We start from the raw sequence: 21,321 nt of genomic DNA, 5'->3' as shown, positions 1-21,321 counted from the left end.
CGATGGAATTATCAGATATACGCAAAGAGATTGACACAATCGACGAACAGCTGCTGCCGCTTTTCATGAAGCGTATGGACTGCGCAAAAAAAGTTGCAGAAGTAAAAAAGCGGGATGGCACCCCAGTGTTTAACCCTGTGCGTGAGCAGGAGATTTTGGACCGCATTTCTGCGAAAGCCGGTGAATACGGCGGCGCGGCGCGCATTGTGTACAACACCATCATGAGCGAAAGCCGTGCGCTGCAGCACAGCCTGCTGGGTGCCGGCAAAGACCTGCGCCAGCGCATTTCTGCCGCACCGAAAGCACCCCGCCGCACCACAAACGTTGCGTGTTTGGGCGGCGCGGGTTCCTACAGCCACGATGTTCTGCAGGCACTTTATCCGCAGGCAGAACCGAGCTTTTTCAGCCGGTTCAGCGATATTTTCCGCTGTGTGGAGCAGAGGCAGGCCGACCTTGCCGTCATTCCTGTTGAAAATTCCAGTGCAGGCAGCGTAAGCGAAGTTTACGGTCTGCTCATGCAGTATTGTTTTTCGATTATTGCGGCCAAAACACTGGGCGTACACCACTGCCTTGCAAGCCGCACCGGCAGAATTGCGGACATCCGCTGTGTTCGTTCCAAAGACATCGCGCTGATGCAGTGCTCCCAGCGGCTTGCCACCCTGCAGCTTCCGCTTTCGGAAATCAGCAGCACCAGTGCCGCCGCCGAACTTGCCGAAAAGGACGTTGGCATTGCCGCCGTCTGCAGTGAGAGTGCGGCACAGCAGCACGGCCTGAAAATTTTGGAACCCGATATTCAAAACGCGGACAACAATGCCACTCGCTTTGTGGTCATCAGCAAAGAAATGTGTATTCCAGACGACGCGCAGAAAATCAGCTTGTGCTTTAACGTAGCACACACCACTGGCAGTTTAAATTCGGTGCTTTCCCGTTTTGCCGCCGCCGGTATGAATTTGACAAAAATTGAATCCCGGCCGATTGAGGGCAAGGATTTTGAATACGATTTTTACCTTGATTTTACCGGAAACGTGCACGACCCGAAGGTTTTGGAGCTGCTGTGCTCACTGGAAGACGAACTGCCGCGGTTTCACTTTCTCGGCAACTACTGCGAAATGAAATAAACGCAAAAATCCCCGCTTCGTCCGAAATCCGCATGATTTCCGGCGAAGCGGGGAACTTTTTATGCTTATTTTTATCCGCGCACTTTCGCTGCCAATGCAACCCAGCCGCGCTCTTCCTGCCTCTGCAGAATCTCAAAGTGCGGCTCCAATATTTTGAGCGCATCTTCTTCGCGCTCGTCGATAATGCCGCTCATCAGGTATACCGCATTGGGTTTCAAGAATTTTTTCACATCTGTTGTCAGCGCAATAATGACATCCGCAACGATATTGGCAACCACCACATCGTAGGTTCCGCTGACCTTTTCGGTCAAGCTGCCGCAGATGCCGGTGAAGCGCTCGCCAACGTGGTTGCGCCGGGCGTTGTCCACAGCCGTTTTTACAGCCAACTCGTCAATATCCACGCCCACCGCCGACTTTGCCCCCAGCAGCAGCGCCGCCACGCTTAAAATACCGCTGCCGCAGCCAACGTCCAAAATTTCTGCATCCGGCTGCACATAAGTTTCCAGCATCTGCATGCAAAGGCGGGTGGTTTCGTGCGTGCCGGTGCCAAAGGCAAGCCCCGGCTCCAAGTGCAGCACTGTGCGTCCGCCGCTTTCGGCCGGCTCCTCCCAGGAAGGCTGAATCAGCAGCTTTTCGCCCACCGGCATCGGGTGAAAGTACTTTTTCCAGTTGTTGATCCAGTCCTCCATCTTACAGGAGGCTTCGCCGATGTTGTGGTCAACATTAGCCGCAGTCAGGCGCTCCGACAAAAACGCCACCGCTTCGGAGGGATTCTCCTGCGGCTCCAAATAGATATGGATAATCGTGTGGGAGCGGTCTTTTTTCAGCAATTCTTCGTCAATCAGGTCAATGTGCGCGATTTCACGCGCGCCCTGCTCCAAATCGGAGTAGTCCTCAATATAAATGCCGTACGGCACCACCATCTGCGCAATAGCTTCGGCTTTTTCGCCGTCTTCCTGTGCAACGGTCACGGTAACGTCTGTCCAGTCCATTCTTTATCTCCTATCTGTTACTGCACTACAACAATATCCGGTTCAAACGGAAATGTCTTTGCTTCCTGCTTTTCAAAATCCACTTTATATCCCGTTCCGTCTTTAAAGAAAAAGCCTGAAGTCGGCTTAACGCACAGGAAACACATGTCCTCATCTTCTTCGTTATTATGTGCAAAATACCACGGTGCAAAGGCCTTAACAAGTTTTTCACGAATCTTCTTGTTTGCCTGCTCCAGTGGATGACCGGCAACAAATGCTTTACCTGAAAAAGAATACAGGTAGCTGCACAGGGCTACCTGCGGGTTGCTCTGTATATCCTGCACTTTTCTGCTTTTCCGGTTAGTCACTATCCAGAATGCGCCGTTGTCATAAAAAGTATCCACCATTCTTAAAGATGGAATATTTTGTTGTGCAGTTGCCAGTGCAAATTGAAAATCTCTCGAAAAAAGTTCGTCTAAAATTCTCAAGCTTGTTTCAAATACAGACATTTCTCCCTCCCAATATCAGCGTATAGCAATTTTATGTTTCTATCTTATCATGCTGACCAGCTTTTTTCAACACACGTACATTACAGCGCCGCAAGGTTGCTGACAATCAGTGAAACGCCGGAAAGTGCCAGCATGAGGATAACTGCTGTTTTCACCGTCTTTTCATGCACACTTTTTGCAAGCTTCATGCCCGCAAAAAGCCCCAACGCCATAAACGGCAGCAGCAGCGCCGCCTGCCGCAGAATTTGCAGCGTGAGGATTCCGGTTACTGAATACACAATGATTCTGAATGTGTTTTCAATCAAAAAGACAATACCGAGGTTGCCTTTAAACGCGCCGCTGCTGTCCGTTGTGCGGCCAACATAAGCCGCCAACAGCGCACCGATGCCAAACAAACCGCACATCACACCGGAGCACACACCGATGATGCCTAGCAGAACCGGATTTGCAGGCTTCTGCTCTTTCTGACGCTCCCGCAAAAACATTTCCGCGGCAAGGAACACGATAATGAATCCGAAAATGAATTTAATCATGCGCGTATCCCCGTTTTTCAGCAGAAAAATGCCCGGCAGATTGCCCAGGAGGACAAACAGGGCAAGCGGCACCCAAACCCTTGCTGAAAGCTGCTTTTTGTTTTTAACCGTCAAAATGAGATTGGACGGATACCCTACCACCAGCTCCAACGGCGAAATCTGCACATTGTTTGCCGTAAAGCTCATCATGGTACTGAATACCAAAGTATTTGCAAAGCCGCACATTCCCTTAACCAAATAGGCACAAATAACGGCCGGAATCATCACTGCATACAGCATTGTTTTCATTCTCCCTGTTTCGCCCGTAATTTCACCGCGAAACCCGCAGGATATTTTATCATGCCGCCCGCTGCTTTTCAATATATATAAAGGAGGATGTCCAAAGGGAGGCGTGCGGATGAACAAAAGTGCATTTATCAGAAACACTTGTTGGCTGACACTGGAAAGCACCGCACTGCGGCTTTCCGGCATCTGGTTCAAGGGCTGGGTGTGTGACGCGCTCGGCTCGGTGCAGATGGGCATTTACCAGCTGATTTTTTCTGTTTTTTCCCTTGGAGTCGTACTTTCGGCCTCCGGTGCAAACTTTGCCGCCACCCGCCTGACGGCGGAACGCGGTCCAAACCGCAAAACCCTGCGCCGCTGTATGCTGCTGAGCCTTGCCGTCAGCACTGCTGCTGGAATCGGGCTGTACTTCTGCGCACCCATGCTCGCCTCAACACTTGGCGGCACAACCCCTCTGCGCGTGCTGATTCCCGGCTTGCCGTGCATTGCCGTTGCGGCAACGCTCAAGGGCTGTTTTGTTGCAGAGGGGCACACCGGCGCCCCCATGACAGCGGAGCTGCTGGAGCAGGCAGCGGGGATTGCCCTGAGTATCGTGCTGGTGCAGCGTATGGGCAACCCGCTGACCGCGCTGATGCTGGCCTCGACGCTTTCGGAGGGCTGTTCCTGCCTGTTCATGCTTATTGCATACCTGCGCCGGTACATCCGCCATGCACCGGCCGAGACCAGCGCACCTGCCCCTTGGAAAGAAGCCGCACGCATCGGCGGGCCGGTCATCGGCGGTACCGGTCTGCGCAGCCTGCTGTTTGCCGTTGAAAATCTGTTGATTCCGCGCGGACTTGCCGCCCAGTCCAGCGTGACCGGTGCGCTGGCACAATACGGTTTAGTACAGGGCATGGTGCTGCCGGTACTGCTGTTTCCCAATGCAATCCTCACCGCCGCAATTACGCTGCTGGTGCCGGAACTCGCCCGCTGCTGCGCCAGTGGACGTAAAGTACGCATTCAGCTGGTGGCAGGGCGCGCTTTCCGGCTGACACTGTGTTTTTCCTTTGCGGCAGCGGCATTCATCGCGGCATTTGCTGTGCCGCTGTGCCATATGTTTTACGGCAATTCTGACGGCGCCTTTTTGCTGCGCATGATGGCACCGCTGATGCCGCTGATGTATGTGGACAGCGTAGTGGACGGCATGCTCAAGGGGCTTGACCAGCAGTCCTACTCTCTGTTTTACAACATTGTTGACGCCTGCATGAGGGTAGCTTGGTGTGCGTTGGTACTGCCGCATCTTGGCTTGATGGGATACATCCTGCTGTTGTTTTTAAGTGAAATCTTCAACGCCACGCTTAGCATTTCGCGCCTGTTGAAAGTTGCGGAGGTGGAAGTCTCACCGTTTTGGGTGCTGCTGCCCGCCTTTGGCGCGGTCATTTTGTACGCAGCTTTTACATTTTTACTGCCTGCATAAAAAGGAAACCGCCACAGTGTAAAAACTGCAGCGGTTTCCTTTTTGGAGCTTATCGTAATCACAATGGAGCGGGCCGCGGCCAGTTCGGTCCACTCAAACTTGTAAACCAAATTAATCGCAGATATGGTAACCCGCATCCGCAATCGCCTTGCGAATTTGGCGAACATGTTCCCAGTTGCGGGTTTCCATGCGGATTTTCAGGTAGCATCCGGCAACTTCAGAGTCCTCATCGGCGCGGTCGTGGAACACGCTGACTACATTGCCGCCAAGGTCGGCGATAATCGCGGAAATTTCTTTCAGCTCGCCGGGGCGGTCCATCAGGCTGATGGTCAAGTCGGTGTTGCGTCCGGCTTTCAGCAGGCCACGGCTGATAACCTTGCTGAGAATTGTCACATCAATATTGCCGCCGGAAAGCACGCAGGCGACTTTTTTGCCTTTCAAATCCAGCTTGCCCGCCATAACTGCCGCTACGGGAACGGCGCCCGCGCCCTCGGTAATCAGCTTGTGCTGTTCAATCAGTGCCAGCACTGCAGCAGCGATTTCATCCTCACTGACTGTTACCACACTATCCACATACTTTTTGCACAGTTTGTAAGTAAGGTCACCGGGGCATTTCACAGCAATGCCGTCCGCAAAAGTATGCACCTGCTCCAGTTCTTCCGGTTTGCCGTCTTTCAGGGAAGAAACCATGCTGGGGGCACCCTCTGCCTGCACACCGTAAACCTTGCAGTTCGGGTTGAGTGACTTTACAGTAAACGCAATGCCGGAAAGCAGTCCGCCGCCGCCGACCGGAACAATAACCGCGTCCATATCCGGCAGCTGCTCCAGCAGTTCCAATCCAATCGTGCCTTGGCCGGCAATCACATCCGGGTCATCAAACGGATGAATCATCGTGCGGCCGGTCTCCTTTTGCAGCTGCTCTGCTTTGTTGTGTGCGTCGTCATATACACCGGGAACCAGGCAAACCTGCGCGCCGTAGCTTTTGGTTGCTTCCACCTTGCTGATTGGTGCAGTCGCTGGAACACAGATGAGTGCATCAATACCGTTGTGCTGTGCGGCAAGAGCCACGCCCTGCGCATGGTTGCCTGCTGAACAGGCGATAACGCCTTTTTTCTTTTCTTCTTCGGTCAGCTGGCTGATTTTGTAGTACGCACCGCGCACTTTAAAGGAGCCGGTCACCTGCAGGTTCTCAGTCTTCAGGTAAACGTCGCAGTCCTCCGAAAGCTTCGGTGCGGGAATCAGGTCCGTTCTGCGGGCAACCTCTTTTAAAACGAAAGCCGCGTGATAAACTTTGTCAAGTGTCAGCACAAAAATGCCTTCTTTCTGTAAAATCAATTACAATTCATTTTCAATCAAATATGCTATATAATATCAGCAGCAGCGGTACAGCCTTATTTTCCCATCGCCATGGCGCCGGTGCGCAAAATCTGCAGCACACCATACGGCTGGGCAAGTTCAATAAAGGAATTGATGGTTGCCGCATCTCCGGTCAGCTCCAAAATCATGGATTCCGGGTCCACGTTTAAAATATTGGCACGAAACACATTTGCAAGTTCCACCAGTTTTTCGCTGGTCTGCGGGGTACGGCTGACTTTCAGCAGCAAATGTTCACGGATTACTGCATGCTCGCGCTCCAGCACCGTCACATTTTCCACATCCACCAGTTTGCTGACCTGTTTGTCAACCTGTCGGATAATGCGGTCATCCCCGGCAACAACAATCAGAATACGCGAATAATCGGTATCCTCGGTCTGGCAGGCAACAATAGAAAGGATGTTGTAGCAGCGGCGGCTGAACAACCCGGAAATCCGCAGCAGCACGCCGGGGTTGTTTTTCGCCAGAATCGAAAGGACATATTCTTTTTCATTTTTATCTTCATACATGGCACTCACACTCCTGTCCGTTTCGCGGTCACATTTCCAGCATCGGGTCTTCCACGCTGGCGCCTGCGGGAACCATCGGCAGCACGTTTACATCTTTATCTACCCAGCAGTCTACCAGCACCGGCCCCTGCTGTGCCAGCGCTTCTTTCAGCGTCGGCTCGATTTCCTCTTTTGTTTTAATGCGGTATGCTTTCACACCAAACGCCTCCGCCAACTTGCAGAAATCGGTGTTGGTGTCCAATGTTGTCTGGGAAAAACGGTTGTCGTAAAAAAGCTTCTGCCACTGCCGCACCATGCCCAGCACGGAATTGTTCAGCAGCAGTTCCACGACCGGCAGGCTGTAATGTGCCACTGTGGCAAGCTCGTTGCAGTTCATGTGCAGGCCGCCGTCCCCGGCGACATTGATGACTTTTGCTTTTGGATTGCCTGCCTGTGCACCCAGCGCCGCGCCGAGGCCGTACCCCATGGTACCTAATCCGCCGGAGGTCAGGAACTGCCGCGGCCGGCGGAATTTGTAGAACTGCGCCGCCCACATCTGGTGCTGACCGACTTCGGTGGTCAAAATTGCATTGGAGTCTGTCAGCTTATCCAGCGTTTCCAGCACATCTTTGGGCAGCACGCCCGCTTCGGCGGCCTGCGTCAGCGGATATGCTTTCTGCCACGCATGCACCTGCTCCATCCACGCGGCATGGTTCTGCTGCGGCAGCAGGGAAAGCAGGCCGGTCAGCACCTGACGGGCATCACCCTCCAGCCGCAGGTCCACATCAATATTTTTATTGAATTCCGCCGCGTCAATATCGATCTGCAAAATCGGGCAGTTGCGTGCAAACAGCCCCGCGTTACACAGCACACGGTCAGAAAAGCGGGTGCCTACCGCCACAAACAAATCGCAGTTTTTAATGGCTTCCGCGCTCGTTTTGGTGCCGTGCATGCCAAGCATGCCCATATAACGGGAATTGTGCGCATCAAACGCACCCTGCGCCATCAGCGACGCACTGACCGGGGCGTCCAGCTTTTCCGCAAACGCGGCTGCTTCCTTATCCGCGCCGGAAAGGGAAACACCGCCGCCCAGATACAGGAACGGCTGCCTGCTGTTCTGCAGCATCTGCGCCGCCTGCCGCAGGTGTTCATCCGAGGGATAATGCACCGGCAGCAGCGGCAGCGGTGCCTGCTTCTGGTACTCATACTTTTTGGCGGTCAGGTCCTTCGGGATATCCACCAGCACCGGGCCGGGCCTGCCGGACTGCGCAATCTGAAACGCCTGCCGCAGAACATCCGCAAGGTCCTCGATATGCTTGACAAGGAAATTATGCTTCGTAATCGGCATGGTAATGCCGGTAATGTCCACTTCCTGAAAGGAATCCAAGCCTAGTAAATCCACATTTACATTGCCGGTAATTGCCACGACCGGCACGCTGTCCATATAAGCAGTTGCAATGCCAGTAACCAGATTGGTGGCACCAGGGCCGGAAGTAGCAATGCAGACACCAGCTTTTCCGGTAGAGCGCGCGTAGCCGTCCGCTGCGTGGGCCGCGCCCTGCTCATGTGCCGTGCGCACATGATTGATGCGGTCCCGATATTCATACAGTGCGTCATAAATATTCAGCACTGCCCCGCCCGGATAGCCGAAAACCGTATCCACTTTCTGCTCCAGCAGGCACTCCATGATAATTTGTGCACCAGTCAGTAACATCTTGCGATTCCTCCATTCTTACAGCTGCACTTACATACAAAAACTCCCGCCTCCGGGTAAAGCCCAGAGGCGGGAGTATAACTTCCGCGGTACCACTCTGTTTTTGCCGCCTTAGCGGCCTCACGCACATCCAACAATGTGCTTTCCTGTAACGGGGAAAAACCGGGCGCGCTTACTGACACAGAAGCTTTCGGCCGCCTGCTCCGGGGTGATTGACCGCACGGCTCCCCGCCGCCTTTCACCAAATAGCGGCTCTCTGCAGAGGAGTTTCGTGCGGGCTGTCCCTTTCACTGCAATTACAACAGATTTAACTTTTTATCCATTTTACTCGTTTAAATCAGAAATGTCAAATTGTTTTTTCAAAAAATCTTCGCAGCATAATAGTGACGGAATTAGAGAATCTGTAACATGCCAAAACCAGTTCATTACATTTCTGCAGCTTTGCTTGAATTTTGTTGACAGTAATTTACTACTGTGATAGTCTTGTGTTAACTGGAATTTATCAGAACAGGAGATTCCCCATGAAGTTATTTGACTCTGAATTAAAGGTAATGGAAGCACTGTGGAAAAACGGCCCCATGTGTGCAGCTCAGCTTGCCGCCGCCATGGTGGAAGACACAGGCTGGAACAAAAACACAACCTACACCGTTATTAAAAAATGTATTAAGAAAGGTGCTGTGCGGCGCACCGACCCCTCCTTTCTGTGCACACCGCTGGTCAGCCGCGAAGAAATTCAAAACGAAACTACGGACGAGCTGATTGACAAGCTCTTTGACGGTTCTGCTGAACTTTTTTTCGCACACTTTGTCCGCGCACACGGAATAACTGAGCAGAAAATAGATGACCTGAAAAAAATAGTAGCGGAACATGAATAAGGAGAAGCGCTTATGCAACACCTGCTGTTAATCAGTCTGACTGCCGGCGTGCTCATCCTGCTGGTTCTGCTGCTTCGTCTGGCGGCTCTGCACCGGCTGTCAAAAACTTGGTTTGTAATTTTATGGGCTTTCATCCTGGCAAAGCTGCTGCTGCCTGTGCAGCTTCCCATTCTGCCGCACGCACTTGCCCTGACCTTTGGAGAAACCGACGCTTCCACACTGTCAACTTCGGCCGTACTCGCGCTGCCCAGTGATTCTGCAGCCTCCGCATCTGTTTCAGGGGCAATGCCGGTACTGCCGCTGGTGTGGGGAATCGGCACCGCAGGACTTTCCATAGCCTTTTTCATATTTTATATAGGCAGTCTGCGCCGCTTTGCAGATGCCATTCAAATTCAGAACTGTTCTTTTCTGGACAACTGGATTCAGCATCAGCATCTGAGACGGCCTTTATCAGTCTGTTTTTCTGATAAAACACGTACGCCTTTCACCGTTGGACTTTTCCGGCCACGCATCATTCTGCCGAAAATGGACTTAACGGAAACTGATACACTAACCTGTATCTTGGAGCATGAAATGGTTCACATCCGCAGGTTCGACTGCGCTTGGAAGCTGCTGGGGGCAGCAGCTGTCTGCATCCACTGGTTTAATCCGTTTGTATGGCTTTTTCACCACTTTTCCGACCGTGACCTTGAACTGTCCTGTGACGAGCGGGTGCTCAGCCGGATGCAGGCGGACTGCCGCAGTCAATATGCCGGCATGCTGATTCGCATGACGGAACACTCCCTGTCCTTTTCACCCACCGGCAGCGGCTTCAGCTGTATCGCACTGAAAGAACGTGTCCTTGCTGTAATGAAGGATACACACAGCCATGCGGTGGCAGTCTTTGCCGCAGTTCTGCTGGCCGGCACCGTTTGTTTTTCCTTTGCAACCGGTGCGCAGGCAGCCGTTTCCCTGCAGTTTTGGGGTACACCAGGCCAAATTCTGCAGGTCTCTACGGACGGCGGCACACTGCTGACGAAAGACGCAGGCGAAACAGGGACCGCCCCGATGACCGGCACTGCAATCGGAACTTTCCGCATGCCGAATGCGGAACCGGGCATGTACTTGGTTTATGACGGCACTGGAGCAATCATGAAAATTCAAAATGCTGCCGGCGACCTTTTTTATGAACCAACGGATACATCTGAAACCACAGCCACCGAATTTATCGTGATGTCCAATGAAAGCAGCAGCACAATTTACAATTTGGATGACCCGCAGCAGCTGCAGGAAGCACAGACGGCTGTAAAAAATAATGTTCCGGCTGCACGCCGCAGTGCCGTTCTGCAGTCGCTGCAAAAGCAGCGCGGAACGCACATTCGGATTTACTGGGTTGCCCCAGAGGAATAGTTCCGTAAAGCAAAAGAGGAGAAAAGCTTATGAAAAAAAGACTGGCTGCACTCATGATCGTACTTGGTTCCATGTTCTGTCTTGCTTGCCTTTCTTCCTGCAATTCCAGTAAAGCCGTCAACACACAGACGGCCACGGGGATGGCCCCGCAAAAGATGCTGACGCATTTGGCCGCACGTGTTCCCTTTTCAGAGCGAATGTCCGTACTGGACAAAGCCGCCGCCTGCAAATACTACGGTATAGAGGAACATCAGGCGCAGGAGGTTTCCGCGATGATTGGCAGCAGTGCTACCCCCGAAAACGCCGCTGTGTGGAGAGCCAAAAATGACCACTCTGCCAAAGAAATTGCGCGACGCACCGCAAAGTTTTACGCATTCCAGCGTGACAATTTTGACGGAGCCCGCGCTGTGCAGGTACGCAAGCTGAAAAACGCGGTCATTCTGCAAAGAGGGCCTTACGTTATTTGCTGTGTCTGCAAAGATAATCAAAAAGCAAACCGCGAAGCACATTTCTTATTGTCGTAAAAAATCTACCTTTTTACTTTTTCCCGCAAAATCACGTTCTGAAAATTATTGCTTTATTTCCATTTCAAATGATATTTTTCCTAATTTTCTTGATAATATTTTAATTGAGTGGTAAAATACACCATATAAGAAATCTGTTTGATTTTGAGGGAGGAAGCAAAATGAAAAAAATCTTACTTTCCGTTTGTGCGGCTGCTGCACTTGCCGCAGCCGTCTGTTTCGGCGGCGCATCCGGCATTTTTGCGTCACACAACACCTACAAGACTTCCTCGCCAATCCAAGTACTCACTCTGAAAGATGAAAAAAGCCAAGTGAGCGCAGAATTTCAGCGGCACTACGGTCCGGTTGTCTACAAAACCGCGCTGCTGATTGACGGCAAAAAGAACCGCCTGCAGTGCAGCCTGAAAGACCCAAAAAGCGCTATGGAAATCATGAAAAAGCAGCCGGCCAATAGGAACTTTATAAAGCTTTCCGCAAAAAAATGGAATTTGCCGGAACTTACAGATGCAACTTATAAGCAGTATCTTCAAAAGCTAAATCTCTACACTGCAAGCCTTTTACCGGATGACTTAGGCGGATTCAGCAACAATGATGCGTTTATTGAAGTTTCCGATTTTTTAGGAATTTATGACGCGGATGCGGCGAATGCGGCTGCACTTCAGGAAGTGCAGAAAGTGAACAGCCAGCTTGCCAAAAACGGCGGCCAGCCGGTTGGCATCGATTCCATTGTTTCTGTGATGCCATGCGGTGAACCAATCTCCTACACTTAAAAATAACCATACAATAATAAAAGCACTGGATGGCTGTTAAGAGCCCATCCAGTGCTTTTGCTATATTCTAAAACTTAGAGCAATGTTCAAATTACTAACACCCTGGGCTTGCAGCCCAGACCTGCTTCTCAGTATGCTAAATACAAGGTCGCGGCGGGCGTTGCCCCCGCACCCCTAGTCGCTTTCTAAGAAAGCGGCAGAAAGTAATTTTTGACAATCCTGAGGGCTGCTCTAGTCCAGTGTTTTGTCTGCAACTTCTTTGTTCACACGGGCAACAAAGTCCGCAAGGGACATGGCACCGAGGTCGCCGGCCTTGCGGTGACGCACGGAAATGTTATCGCTTTCCATTTCTTTGTCGCCGATGACCAGCATATACGGTGTTTTCTGCAGCTGTGCTTCACGAATCTTGTAGCCAATCTTTTCATTGCGGTCGTCCACTTCTACGCGGATGCCTGCTGCGTCCAGTTCGTCACGCAGCCTGTGTGCGTACTCCTGATGGCGCTCTGCAATCGGCAGAATCTGTACCTGTACAGGAGAAAGCCAAATCGGGAACGCACCGGCAAAGTGCTCGATAAGAATACCGATGAAACGCTCGATAGAGCCGAACACCACGCGGTGCAGCATAATCGGGCGGTGCTTTTGGCCATCGGCGCCGGTGTACTCCAGTTCAAAGCGCTCCGGCAGCTGGAAGTCCAGCTGGATGGTGCCGCACTGCCAGGTACGGCCAAGGCAGTCGCGCAGGTGGAAGTCCAGCTTCGGGCCGTAGAACGCGCCGTCGCCCTCATTGACTTCGTAGTTGTAGCCCAGCTCAGTCACGGCGTCACGCAGGATCTGCGTTGCGTTGTCCCATGTAGCTTTGTCGCCCATGTGGTCTTCCGGCATAGTGGAAAGCTCAATGAAATAAGAGAAACCGAATGTTTTGTACACGCTGTCAATCAGCCGCACAACGCCCTGAATCTCGCTCTTCATCTGTTCCGGTGTCATAAAGATGTGCGCATCATCCTGATGGAAGCAACGCACACGCATCAGGCCGTGCAAAGCACCGGAAAGCTCGTGACGGTGCACCAAGCCGACTTCACCCATGCGCAGCGGCAGATCTTTGTAGGAACGCATCTTGGTTTTGTAAACCAGCATGCCGCCGGGGCAGTTCATCGGCTTAATGGCGTAGTCTTCGTCATCAATCACGGTTGTGTACATATTGTCTTTGTAGTGCGCCCAGTGGCCGCTGCGTTCCCACAGCTTGCGGCTAAGGATGACCGGCGTTGAGATTTCCTGATAGCCAGCCTTTTTATGCACATCGCGCCAGTAATCCATCAGCAGGTTCTGCAGAATCATGCCTTTTGGCAGGAAGAACGGGAAGCCGGGGCCTTCCTCCAGAATAGTAAACAGTTCAAGGTCACGGCCCAACTTGCGGTGGTCGCGCTTCTTGGCTTCTTCCAGCATATTGACGTACTGGTCCAGGTCAGCAGTCTTGGGGAAAGAAATGCCGTAAACACGCTGCAGCATCTTGTTGTTTGCATCCGCACGCCAGTAAGCGCCGGTGCAGTTTGTCAGCTTAACTGCCTTTACACAGCCAGTGCTCATCAGGTGCGGGCCTGCGCACAGGTCAATGTAATCGCCCTGCTTGTAGAAAGAAATCTTTTCACCCTTGCCGCTGTGCTCTTTAATCAGTTCGACTTTGTAATCCTGCTTCAGGTCTTCCATCATCTTCAGAGCTTCCTCTGCCGGAACTTCAACACGTTCCAGCGGGATGTTCTGCTTAATGAGCTTCTTCATTTCCGCTTCAATCGCGGTCAGGTCTTCCGGAGTCAGGGTGCGTGGCAAATCGAAATCATAGTAGAAACCATTCTCGATTGCCGGGCCGATTGCAAACTTTGCCTCTGGGAAAAGATGCTGCACAGCCTGTGCCATAATATGGGATGTGGTGTGCCAGTAAGCCTTTTTGCCGTCCTCGTTTTCAAATGTCAGGATTTCGAGGGTGCAGTCCGCAGTCAGTGCAGTGCGCAGGTCAACGACCTGCCCGTCTACACGGCCGGCACATGCAGCCTTGTAAAGTCCTGCGCCAATGCTTTTGGCAACCTCGGCCACTGTGGTGCCGGACTCAAACTCCCGCACATCACCCTTTAAAGTGACTTTTATCATGGAAAACCTCTCCTTTAATGATTGATTTGGATACAAGCGGAAAAGCCGGAAAAGCTGCGAAGATAAGAAACCATAAAAAAACGTCCTGCCCCAGAAGCTGGGGCAAGACGGTAATCTCGCGGTTCCACCCAGATTACACCAAAGTGCGGTGCATCTTAAAGCAGCAGGTAACGGCGCCGTGCCGGCGTGCCTCATCGGCACACACTCAGAGGCGGTAGCATGTGCGCTTACCTGCTGCAGGTGCTTTCAGCCAATGGCACCCGCTCTCTGCTGCAGGAGGAAGCGCGGCTTCCTCATCAACGATTTATTTTATCCGGTTTTGAGTGTATCATAGCACTTTGCCGGTACCTTGTCAATGACAGCTTTGTATTTTTTCATACAAAAAGATACATCATTACCGCTAAATTTTCCGGTCAATTTTTGTTTCATGGAAAACGGGGAAAACTATTTGCAGGAATTCTTGCAAAAGGATGCATCTTTTCTTGACATTTGGGTCATAAACGTTATACAATTATTCATAAGATGCGTGATTATGCATTTTCCGGGGCTGTGCCCCCGGTTTCTTCACTAAAATGAATTTTAAATTAATGCAGTTTGCCAAAGTCCCTTCGCTTTTCAAAGAAACTGAAATATGCGAACGCGCTTACCGTGCAGCTGCAGAGTCCACTGGAAGCACCATTTTTGCTCCAGCAGATAGATTGGCAAACAGCTCATTGGGGCTTGCCCGATGAAAAGGCCCACCGCGCAAGGGATGGGTCGCTTTGTGTATAAAAATAAGAAATTCTTTACACGATAATTCCATATCTGTTATGCAAGGCAGAAAGGGCGCTTTCCGGGACAGAGGAGGTGCTCAAAAATGAATCCTGTCATCGTAATTGTTCTGTGTATTGTAGGTCTTGTGGTGGGCGGCTTCGCCGGATTTTCCCTTGGTGAACGTCACCGCAAGCAAACCGCTGAGCTTGCCATTGGCTCCGCTGAAGAGGAAGCAAAGCGGATTGTAAATGATGCCATTAAGGCGGCAGAGGCAAAAAAGAAAGAAACCATTTTGGAAGGCAAAGATGAACTGCATCGTCTGCGCTCGGATGCGGACCGGGAAATCAATGACCGGCGCAAAGAAATGCAGCGTCAGGAACGCCGTGTTCAGCAAAAGGAAGAAAATCTGGACAAAAAGCTGGAAAGTCTGGAGAGCAAAGAAGAAAAGCTGACCAAAAAGAACAAACAGGCTGACGAACGTCTGACAGAAGCAGAGGCCGTTAAGCAGGAGCAGGTGGAGGCCCTGGAGCGAATCTCCGGCTTCACCGCCGAGCAGGCAAAGGATTACCTGCTCAAGCAGTTTGAATCTGACATTCAGCACGAAAAGGCAGTAAAGCTGCGCGATTTCGAGCAGCAAACCAAGGATGATGCCGACAACTCCGCACGCGAAATCATCTCCATGGCGATTCAGCGCTGCGCGGCAGACCACGTTTCGGAAGCAACCATTTCTGTTGTGCCGCTGCCGAATGACGAAATGAAGGGCCGCATCATCGGCCGCGAAGGCCGCAACATCCGCACAATTGAAACACTGACCGGTGTTGACCTGATTATTGACGACACACCGGAGGCTATCACAATTTCCAGCTTTGAGCCGGTTCGCCGTGAGATTGCCCGCGTTGCCCTTGAAAAACTGATTTCCGACGGCCGCATTCACCCCGCACGCATTGAGGAAACTGTCGAAAAAGCCCGCCGCGAGGTGGAAACCACCATCAAGCAGGCCGGTGAAAACGCCATTTTGCAGACCGGGGTCACCGGCATTCATCCGGAGCTCATCAAACTGCTGGGCCGCTTGAAGTACCGCACAAGTTACGGTCAGAACGTGCTTGACCATTCTCTGGAGGTTGCGTCCATTTCCGGAATCATGGCTTCTGAACTGGGACTTGACCCGACCATGGCACGCCGTGCCGGCCTACTGCATGATATTGGTAAGGCACTTGACCACGAAATTGAAGGCTCCCACGTTGACATTGGTGTGGATGTTGCCCGCAAGTACAAAGAAAGCGAAGCAGTCATTCATGCAATCGCCGCCCACCACAATGACATTGAACCAAAAACCGTCATCGCCTGTCTGGTACAGGCAGCGGATGCCATCAGTGCAGCACGCCCCGGTGCCCGCCGTGAAAACGTGGAGAACTATATCAAACGTCTTGAAAAGCTGGAGGAAGTCGCCTCCGGATTTGACGGTGTGGAACGCTGCTATGCGATTCAGGCCGGACGTGAAATTCGCGTAATTGTTAAGCCGGAAGTCGTTACAGATGATAAAATGACCCTGCTGGCACATGACATCTGCAAAAAAATCGAGTCCGATTTGGAGTATCCGGGCCAGATTAAGGTAAACATTATCCGTGAAAGCCGGGCTACGGACTTCGCAAAATAGTTCTTTGCTGCTGCAGCACATATCTGTGTTCTGCGGCAGTTTTTGTTTTTTACTTTCGTCATACAAAAGGAGAACCCTCATGAATATACTTGCCATTGGTGATGTAGTTGGCAGCGTGGGCTGCCGCTTTCTGCGCGAAAAACTTCCGCCGCTGAAGAAACTGAAAGCGGTGAATCTGGTGATCGCTAACGGAGAAAACAGTGCAGACGGAAATGGCCTGACACCCTCTTCTGTGCGCTACCTGCTGGACAGCGGTGTGGATGCACTGACTTCCGGAAACCACAGCTTCCGCCGAAAAGAGAGTTACGACACCTATGACGAGTGTGAACAGCTGCTGCGCCCCGCGAACTTTCCCGCCGGTGCACCAGGCCGCGGCTACTTTGTCTATGACATGGGGCGCACGCAGGTTGGCATTTTAAACCTGATGGGTACTGTTTATATGGATCCGCTGGACAATCCGTTTTTCACCGCAGACGCACTGCTCAACGATACGCCTAAAATTACGGTAGTGGATTTTCACGCAGAAGCAACCGGTGAAAAGCGCAGCATGGGATACTATCTGGACGGCCGCGTCAGCGCCCTTTGGGGCACTCATACCCACGTGCAAACCGCAGATGAATGTGTGCTGCCAAAAGGCACAGGCTATATTTCAGACCTCGGCATGACCGGCACGGTGGAGTCCGTGCTCGGTGTGCAGCCGGAACTGACCATCCACAAAATGAAAACGCAGATGCCTGTGCGTTTTGACCTCGTACAGGACGGCCCCTGCAAGATGGACTGCTGCCTGTTTGAAATTGACGATGCAACCGGCCGCTGCCGCAGCGCCGAGCGGCTGGAACTGCGGTAGCAGGTTTTGAGGCTTCTCCCCGCATTTTTGCACAGCAAACTCCCAGCGCGGCGGGAAGTTGCTGTTGAAACCGCATAATTTCTATGGTATACTGATACTAAAAAAAGGAATGGCAGACGCCGGAAGACCCCTTAGCGTCTATAAAATAAAGTTTCCAAAGGAGCTTTCTCATGATAAACGGAACACTTTTGCGTAATGCAATGATTTCCGGCGCGAATAATATCGCGAAACACCGGAACAGCATTGATGAACTGAATATTTTTCCTGTGCCGGACGGAGATACCGGCACCAATATGTCCATGACAATGGCCAACGCTTCTGCAGAACTGCAGAAAGCAGAGGGCGGCGCAGTTTCCGAAGTTGCCCGCATTGCCGCTTCCGGTATGCTGCGCGGCGCACGCGGCAACTCCGGTGTGATTTTGTCCCTGCTGTTCCGCGGTTTCGCTGACGGTGTCAAAGACATGCAAACCGTCAACGGCAGTGACCTTGCCAATGCGCTCGGCCTCGGTGTAGCGGCTGCTTACAAAGCAGTTATGAAACCCACCGAAGGCACCATCCTTACCGTTTCCCGCGTAGCAAGCGAAAAGGCAAAAGCTGCTGCAGAAATTGATGATGATGCCTTGTATGTCTGGACCGCTGTTTGCGACGGTGCAGAAGAAGCCCTTGCACAAACGCCGGAGCAGCTGCCGGTGCTGAAAAAGGCCGGTGTTGTGGATGCCGGCGGCAAAGGCCTTTGCTGCATTTTTGAGGGCATGATGAGTGTACTGCGCGACAACGTCATTATTCAGAGTGAAAGCGAAGAAGTGGCTGCTGACCTTAACAGCGAAGATTCTTTCCGCAGTGCCGCTGCGGAGTTTGACCAGGACATCCGCTTCACCTACTGCACAGAATTCATTGTCAGCCGTGAAAAGAACGCGCGCAAAGATCCGGAGGAACTGCGCAATTTCCTGCAGACCATTGGCGACTGCGTTGTTGTGGTCGCGGACGAAGATATCATTAAAACGCATGTCCACACAGAGGAACCTGACCGTGTACTGGAGGCTGCCCTGGCCTACGGCCAACTGCTGACTGTAAAAATTGAAAACATGAAGGAACAGCATCGCAAGGCGAAAGAAGCTAATGACGCTGCAAAAGCAAAAGCGGAAAAAAAAGCGCTGAAGCCAGTTGAGCCTACCGAAGAAGTCGGTTTTGTTGCTGTTGCCGCCGGTAATGGTCTTAAAACGCTCTTTACTGATCTTGGCTGCACACATGTGGTCAGCGGCGGACAGACCATGAATCCCAGTACCGAGGATATTTTAGAAGCAGTTCTGGCCACTCCGGGCAAAACTGTGCTGGTGCTGCCGAACAACAAAAATATTACCATGGCGGCAGAGCAGGTCATTCCGCTGGTAAAAGACCGCAAAGTCATGGTGCTGCCCACACGCACTATCCCGCAGGGTCTTTCCGCAATGCTGGCTTATGACCCCGACACTTCCTGCGAAGTTAACGCTGTCAAGATGATGGAAGCCGCCGGCAATGTAGAAACCGGAACCGTCACCTTTGCCGCGCGTGACAGTGAGTTTGGCGGCCACCGCATTAAAGAAGGCGATATCCTCGGCTTGGTGAACGGCAAACTGACCTTTATTGAAAAGGACATTGTGCACACCTGCTCAAAGCTGACCCGCTCCATGGTCAACCGTTCCACAGCATTCATTACGATTATTTACGGTGAAGATATTACAGAGGAACAAGCGAACGACGCTTACAACCGCATTAAGTCCAAAATCGGCTCTGACATTGAAATCACACTGGTGAACGGCGGTCAGCCCATTCACTACTTCCTCATTTCGGTAGAATAATGGCTTCTTTATTTGCAAAACCCATCACAGAATTAAAAGGCGTCGGCAGTAAACGCGCAGAGCTTTTCCAAAAACTCGGTGTGCCCACTGCCGGCGCTTTGCTGCGCCTGTATCCACGCGCTTACGAGGACTGGAGTAATCCCTATACCGTGCTGCAGGCGCCGCTGGACATCCCCTGTGCCGTGCGTGCCACTGTGAAAAGCGTTGGTGCGCCGGTATTTGCGCACTCCGGTGTCATGCTCACCCATGTGCACACCGCAGACGAAGAGGGTACGCCGCTGGAACTTACTTTCTTTAACAACCAGTATATTCAGAACTTACTGAGCAGCGGCATCCGCTATATCTTTTACGGAAAAATTACACTCAATCAGCGAAAGCGGCAGATGGCCGCTCCGGTATTTGCAAAAGAGGGGCAATGCCCCGGCCTGCGGCCGATTTATCCGCAGACCAAAGGACTTTCCAGCCGGATTATCGAAGCCGTGGTGAAGGAAACACTTCAACTGTTGCCGGATGTAATGCGTGACCCAATTCCGCAGGAGATTCGCCAACAGTACAGTCTGTGTGAATTGCGCTACGCTCTGGAGAGTATCCATCAGCCGGAAAATACGGAAAGCATGGAGGTCGCGCGGCGGCGCCTTGCTTTTGAAGAACTGCTGGTGCTGCAGCTCGGCCTGCTCACTATGAAAAGCCGCACCCGTGAAAAAAGCGGATTTGTTGTGCAGAAAAACTGCCTTGATGACTTCTGGAAACTTCTTCCGTTTTCCCCCACGAGCGCACAAAAGCGCGCCGCACAAGAAGCAGTTGCAGATATGCAAAGCGGCTGGCCGATGAACCGACTGGTGCAGGGCGACGTTGGCAGCGGCAAAACGGCAGTCGCCGCCGCCTGCTGCCATACCGTCATACAAAACGGAATGCAGGCGGTGCTGATGGCGCCGACTGATATTCTGGCGCACCAGCACTATGACTCCCTGACAAAGATGCTGGAACCTGCCGGCATCCGGGTCGGACTGCTGACCGGTTCGATGAAAGCGAAGGAAAAGGCGGGTGCCAAAACGGGTATTCTGGACGGCACCATCCAGCTGCTGATTGGCACACACGCACTTTTAACGCCGGATGTGCAGTTCCAAAATCTCGGGCTGGTCATTACCGACGAACAGCACCGTTTCGGCGTTAACCAGCGCACCGCACTGGCGGAAAAATCCAAAGGCACCCATGTGCTGGTTATGAGTGCCACGCCGATTCCGCGCACGCTGGCACTTATGATTTACGGAGATTTGGACATTTCTGTAATTGATGAGCTGCCCCCCGGCAGGCAGGTCATTGAAACGTTTTGCGTGGACAGTGCCAAGCGCGTGCGGGCGCTGCATTTTTTGCAGAAACATGTGCATGAAGGACAGCAGGCTTACGTGATCTGCCCGGCAATCGATGCAGGGAACGACAAGGCAAGCGTCGCACAGTACGCAGAGTACCTGCAGAAAGTGCTGCCGGACTGCCGCATTGGCGCTTTGCACGGGCGCATGAAACCCAAGGAAAAAGATGAAATCATGGGGCAGTTTTCCGCCGGAAAAATTGACATTCTTGTTTCCACAACCGTCGTTGAAGTCGGTGTGGATGTACCCAACGCTGTGGATATGCTGATTGAAAACGCAGAACAGTATGGGCTTTCTCAGCTGCACCAGCTGCGTGGACGGGTTGGGCGCGGAAGCTACCAAAGCTACTGCATTTTGATTACCGACGCACAAAACGAGGATGCCCGCGCCCGTATGGAAGTCATGTGTGAAACCTCCAACGGCTTCACCATTGCGGAACGTGACCTGAAACTGCGCGGCCCCGGTGACTTTTTTGGCCAGCGGCAGCACGGCCTGCCGGAACTAAAAATTGCCGACATGAACAATGACTTTGAGGTTTTAAAAGATGCGCAATCCGTTGCAAAAGAAATGCTTGCCGCCGACCCGCCGCTGGAAGGACCTGAGCACCGCGGTCTGCGCGCGGAAGTACGCCAGCTTTTCCGCCATTTAGGGGAAACGTAACCGCACCAAAAACCGCCGCCGCAAAACAGAGTTGCTTTGCGGCGGCGGTTT

17 protein-coding genes and 1 other annotated feature are annotated in these 21,321 nt (G+C 52.3%); of the genes, 10 read left to right on the top strand and 7 right to left on the bottom strand.

Annotated elements, in window-relative coordinates; genetic code table 11:
• The first annotated feature begins 2 nt into the window (after positions 1-2).
• Entirely contained in the window at positions 3-1,118 is a 1,116-nt protein-coding gene (locus tag H6X83_RS01150; RefSeq protein WP_212507367.1) for a bifunctional chorismate mutase/prephenate dehydratase, read from the top strand.
• 71 nt (positions 1,119-1,189) lie between these two features.
• Here the strand turns inward: H6X83_RS01150 and prmA are convergent, their stop codons facing one another.
• The 3 genes from prmA to H6X83_RS01135 all read right to left on the bottom strand — a co-directional run bounded on the left by prmA (position 1,190) and on the right by H6X83_RS01135 (position 3,410).
• Entirely contained in the window at positions 1,190-2,110 is a 921-nt protein-coding gene (gene prmA / locus H6X83_RS01145; protein ID WP_212507366.1) for a 50S ribosomal protein L11 methyltransferase, read from the bottom strand.
• Positions 2,111-2,127: 17 nt separating this feature from the next.
• Positions 2,128-2,598: a pyridoxamine 5'-phosphate oxidase family protein gene (locus H6X83_RS01140; protein ID WP_212507365.1), complete on the bottom strand. Its 471-nt coding sequence runs from the start codon at positions 2,596-2,598 to the stop codon at positions 2,128-2,130.
• A gap of 80 nt (positions 2,599-2,678) precedes the next feature.
• Positions 2,679-3,410 carry a sulfite exporter TauE/SafE family protein gene (locus H6X83_RS01135; RefSeq protein WP_246419410.1) on the bottom strand — a complete coding sequence of 244 codons (732 nt, stop codon included), beginning with the start codon at positions 3,408-3,410 and terminating at the stop codon, positions 2,679-2,681.
• Positions 3,411-3,528: 118 nt separating this feature from the next.
• On the opposite strand from H6X83_RS01135, the gene H6X83_RS01130 reads away from it, so the two are divergent.
• Entirely contained in the window at positions 3,529-4,869 is a 1,341-nt protein-coding gene (locus H6X83_RS01130) for an oligosaccharide flippase family protein (protein ID WP_212507364.1), read from the top strand.
• Positions 4,870-4,980: 111 nt separating this feature from the next.
• Here H6X83_RS01130 and ilvA read toward each other — a convergent pair whose 3' ends face one another.
• The 3 genes from ilvA to ilvB form a co-directional block, all read right to left on the bottom strand.
• On the bottom strand, positions 4,981-6,177 hold the full coding sequence (ilvA, locus tag H6X83_RS01125; protein ID WP_212507363.1) for a threonine ammonia-lyase: 1,197 nt from the start codon (positions 6,175-6,177) through the stop codon (positions 4,981-4,983).
• A gap of 83 nt (positions 6,178-6,260) precedes the next feature.
• Positions 6,261-6,752: an acetolactate synthase small subunit gene (ilvN, locus tag H6X83_RS01120; RefSeq protein WP_212507362.1), complete on the bottom strand. Its 492-nt coding sequence runs from the start codon at positions 6,750-6,752 to the stop codon at positions 6,261-6,263.
• A 28-nt stretch (positions 6,753-6,780) separates the two neighbouring features.
• The gene (ilvB, locus tag H6X83_RS01115; RefSeq protein ID WP_212507361.1) at positions 6,781-8,445 is read right to left on the bottom strand and encodes a biosynthetic-type acetolactate synthase large subunit; all 1,665 of its coding nucleotides are present in this window, start codon (positions 8,443-8,445) and stop codon (positions 6,781-6,783) included.
• Between the two features lie 62 nt (positions 8,446-8,507).
• Positions 8,508-8,745 (bottom strand) — a binding site (T-box leader).
• Between the two features lie 221 nt (positions 8,746-8,966).
• Between ilvB and H6X83_RS01110 the strand changes: the two genes are divergently transcribed.
• The 4 genes from H6X83_RS01110 to H6X83_RS01095 all read left to right on the top strand — a co-directional run bounded on the left by H6X83_RS01110 (position 8,967) and on the right by H6X83_RS01095 (position 12,003).
• Entirely contained in the window at positions 8,967-9,320 is a 354-nt protein-coding gene (locus H6X83_RS01110) for a BlaI/MecI/CopY family transcriptional regulator (protein WP_212507360.1), read from the top strand.
• A gap of 12 nt (positions 9,321-9,332) precedes the next feature.
• Complete coding sequence (locus H6X83_RS01105; protein WP_212507359.1) at positions 9,333-10,709, top strand: M56 family metallopeptidase; 1,377 nt, start codon at positions 9,333-9,335, stop codon at positions 10,707-10,709.
• 29 nt (positions 10,710-10,738) lie between these two features.
• Complete coding sequence (locus H6X83_RS01100) at positions 10,739-11,233, top strand: DUF4358 domain-containing protein (RefSeq protein WP_212507358.1); 495 nt, start codon at positions 10,739-10,741, stop codon at positions 11,231-11,233.
• A 161-nt stretch (positions 11,234-11,394) separates the two neighbouring features.
• Positions 11,395-12,003, top strand: a complete 609-nt coding sequence (locus H6X83_RS01095) for a hypothetical protein (protein WP_212507357.1) — start codon at positions 11,395-11,397, stop codon at positions 12,001-12,003.
• 231 nt (positions 12,004-12,234) lie between these two features.
• On the opposite strand, the gene thrS is transcribed toward H6X83_RS01095, so the two are convergent.
• The gene (thrS, locus tag H6X83_RS01090) at positions 12,235-14,145 is read right to left on the bottom strand and encodes a threonine--tRNA ligase (RefSeq protein WP_212507356.1); all 1,911 of its coding nucleotides are present in this window, start codon (positions 14,143-14,145) and stop codon (positions 12,235-12,237) included.
• An 856-nt stretch (positions 14,146-15,001) separates the two neighbouring features.
• Here thrS and rny point away from each other — a divergent pair.
• The 4 genes from rny to recG all read left to right on the top strand — a co-directional run bounded on the left by rny (position 15,002) and on the right by recG (position 21,270).
• Positions 15,002-16,555, top strand: coding sequence for a ribonuclease Y (gene rny, locus H6X83_RS01085; RefSeq protein WP_212507355.1), 1,554 nt, complete (start codon positions 15,002-15,004; stop codon positions 16,553-16,555).
• A gap of 79 nt (positions 16,556-16,634) precedes the next feature.
• The gene (locus H6X83_RS01080; RefSeq protein WP_212507354.1) at positions 16,635-17,402 is read left to right on the top strand and encodes a TIGR00282 family metallophosphoesterase; all 768 of its coding nucleotides are present in this window, start codon (positions 16,635-16,637) and stop codon (positions 17,400-17,402) included.
• Positions 17,403-17,572: 170 nt separating this feature from the next.
• The gene (locus H6X83_RS01075; protein ID WP_212507353.1) at positions 17,573-19,240 is read left to right on the top strand and encodes a DAK2 domain-containing protein; all 1,668 of its coding nucleotides are present in this window, start codon (positions 17,573-17,575) and stop codon (positions 19,238-19,240) included.
• Positions 19,240-21,270 (top strand): ATP-dependent DNA helicase RecG, encoded by a 2,031-nt coding sequence (gene recG / locus H6X83_RS01070; RefSeq protein ID WP_212507352.1) that lies wholly within the window; start codon positions 19,240-19,242, stop codon positions 21,268-21,270. The genes H6X83_RS01075 and recG overlap by 1 nt, the downstream gene beginning before the upstream one ends.
• Positions 21,271-21,321 lie beyond the last annotated feature (51 nt).

The organism is Caproicibacterium amylolyticum (assembly GCF_014467055.1).
Taxonomy (GTDB): Bacteria; Bacillota; Clostridia; order Oscillospirales; family Acutalibacteraceae; genus Caproicibacterium; species Caproicibacterium amylolyticum.
This window is presented reverse-complemented; position numbering and strand designations above follow the sequence as displayed.

Coding starts and splice junctions, on each gene's coding strand:
- H6X83_RS01105 (WP_212507359.1), top strand. CDS start 9,333: ATGCAACACCTGCTGTTAATCAGTCTGACTGCCGGCGTGCTCATCCTG.
- ilvB (WP_212507361.1), bottom strand. CDS start 8,445: ATGTTACTGACTGGTGCACAAATTATCATGGAGTGCCTGCTGGAGCAG.
- H6X83_RS01110 (WP_212507360.1), top strand. CDS start 8,967: ATGAAGTTATTTGACTCTGAATTAAAGGTAATGGAAGCACTGTGGAAA.
- prmA (WP_212507366.1), bottom strand. CDS start 2,110: ATGGACTGGACAGACGTTACCGTGACCGTTGCACAGGAAGACGGCGAA.
- rny (WP_212507355.1), top strand. CDS start 15,002: ATGAATCCTGTCATCGTAATTGTTCTGTGTATTGTAGGTCTTGTGGTG.
- H6X83_RS01075 (WP_212507353.1), top strand. CDS start 17,573: ATGATAAACGGAACACTTTTGCGTAATGCAATGATTTCCGGCGCGAAT.
- H6X83_RS01130 (WP_212507364.1), top strand. CDS start 3,529: ATGAACAAAAGTGCATTTATCAGAAACACTTGTTGGCTGACACTGGAA.
- ilvN (WP_212507362.1), bottom strand. CDS start 6,752: ATGTATGAAGATAAAAATGAAAAAGAATATGTCCTTTCGATTCTGGCG.
- H6X83_RS01095 (WP_212507357.1), top strand. CDS start 11,395: ATGAAAAAAATCTTACTTTCCGTTTGTGCGGCTGCTGCACTTGCCGCA.
- H6X83_RS01080 (WP_212507354.1), top strand. CDS start 16,635: ATGAATATACTTGCCATTGGTGATGTAGTTGGCAGCGTGGGCTGCCGC.
- H6X83_RS01150 (WP_212507367.1), top strand. CDS start 3: ATGGAATTATCAGATATACGCAAAGAGATTGACACAATCGACGAACAG.
- thrS (WP_212507356.1), bottom strand. CDS start 14,145: ATGATAAAAGTCACTTTAAAGGGTGATGTGCGGGAGTTTGAGTCCGGC.
- H6X83_RS01135 (WP_246419410.1), bottom strand. CDS start 3,410: ATGCTGTATGCAGTGATGATTCCGGCCGTTATTTGTGCCTATTTGGTT.
- H6X83_RS01100 (WP_212507358.1), top strand. CDS start 10,739: ATGAAAAAAAGACTGGCTGCACTCATGATCGTACTTGGTTCCATGTTC.
- H6X83_RS01140 (WP_212507365.1), bottom strand. CDS start 2,598: ATGTCTGTATTTGAAACAAGCTTGAGAATTTTAGACGAACTTTTTTCG.
- recG (WP_212507352.1), top strand. CDS start 19,240: ATGGCTTCTTTATTTGCAAAACCCATCACAGAATTAAAAGGCGTCGGC.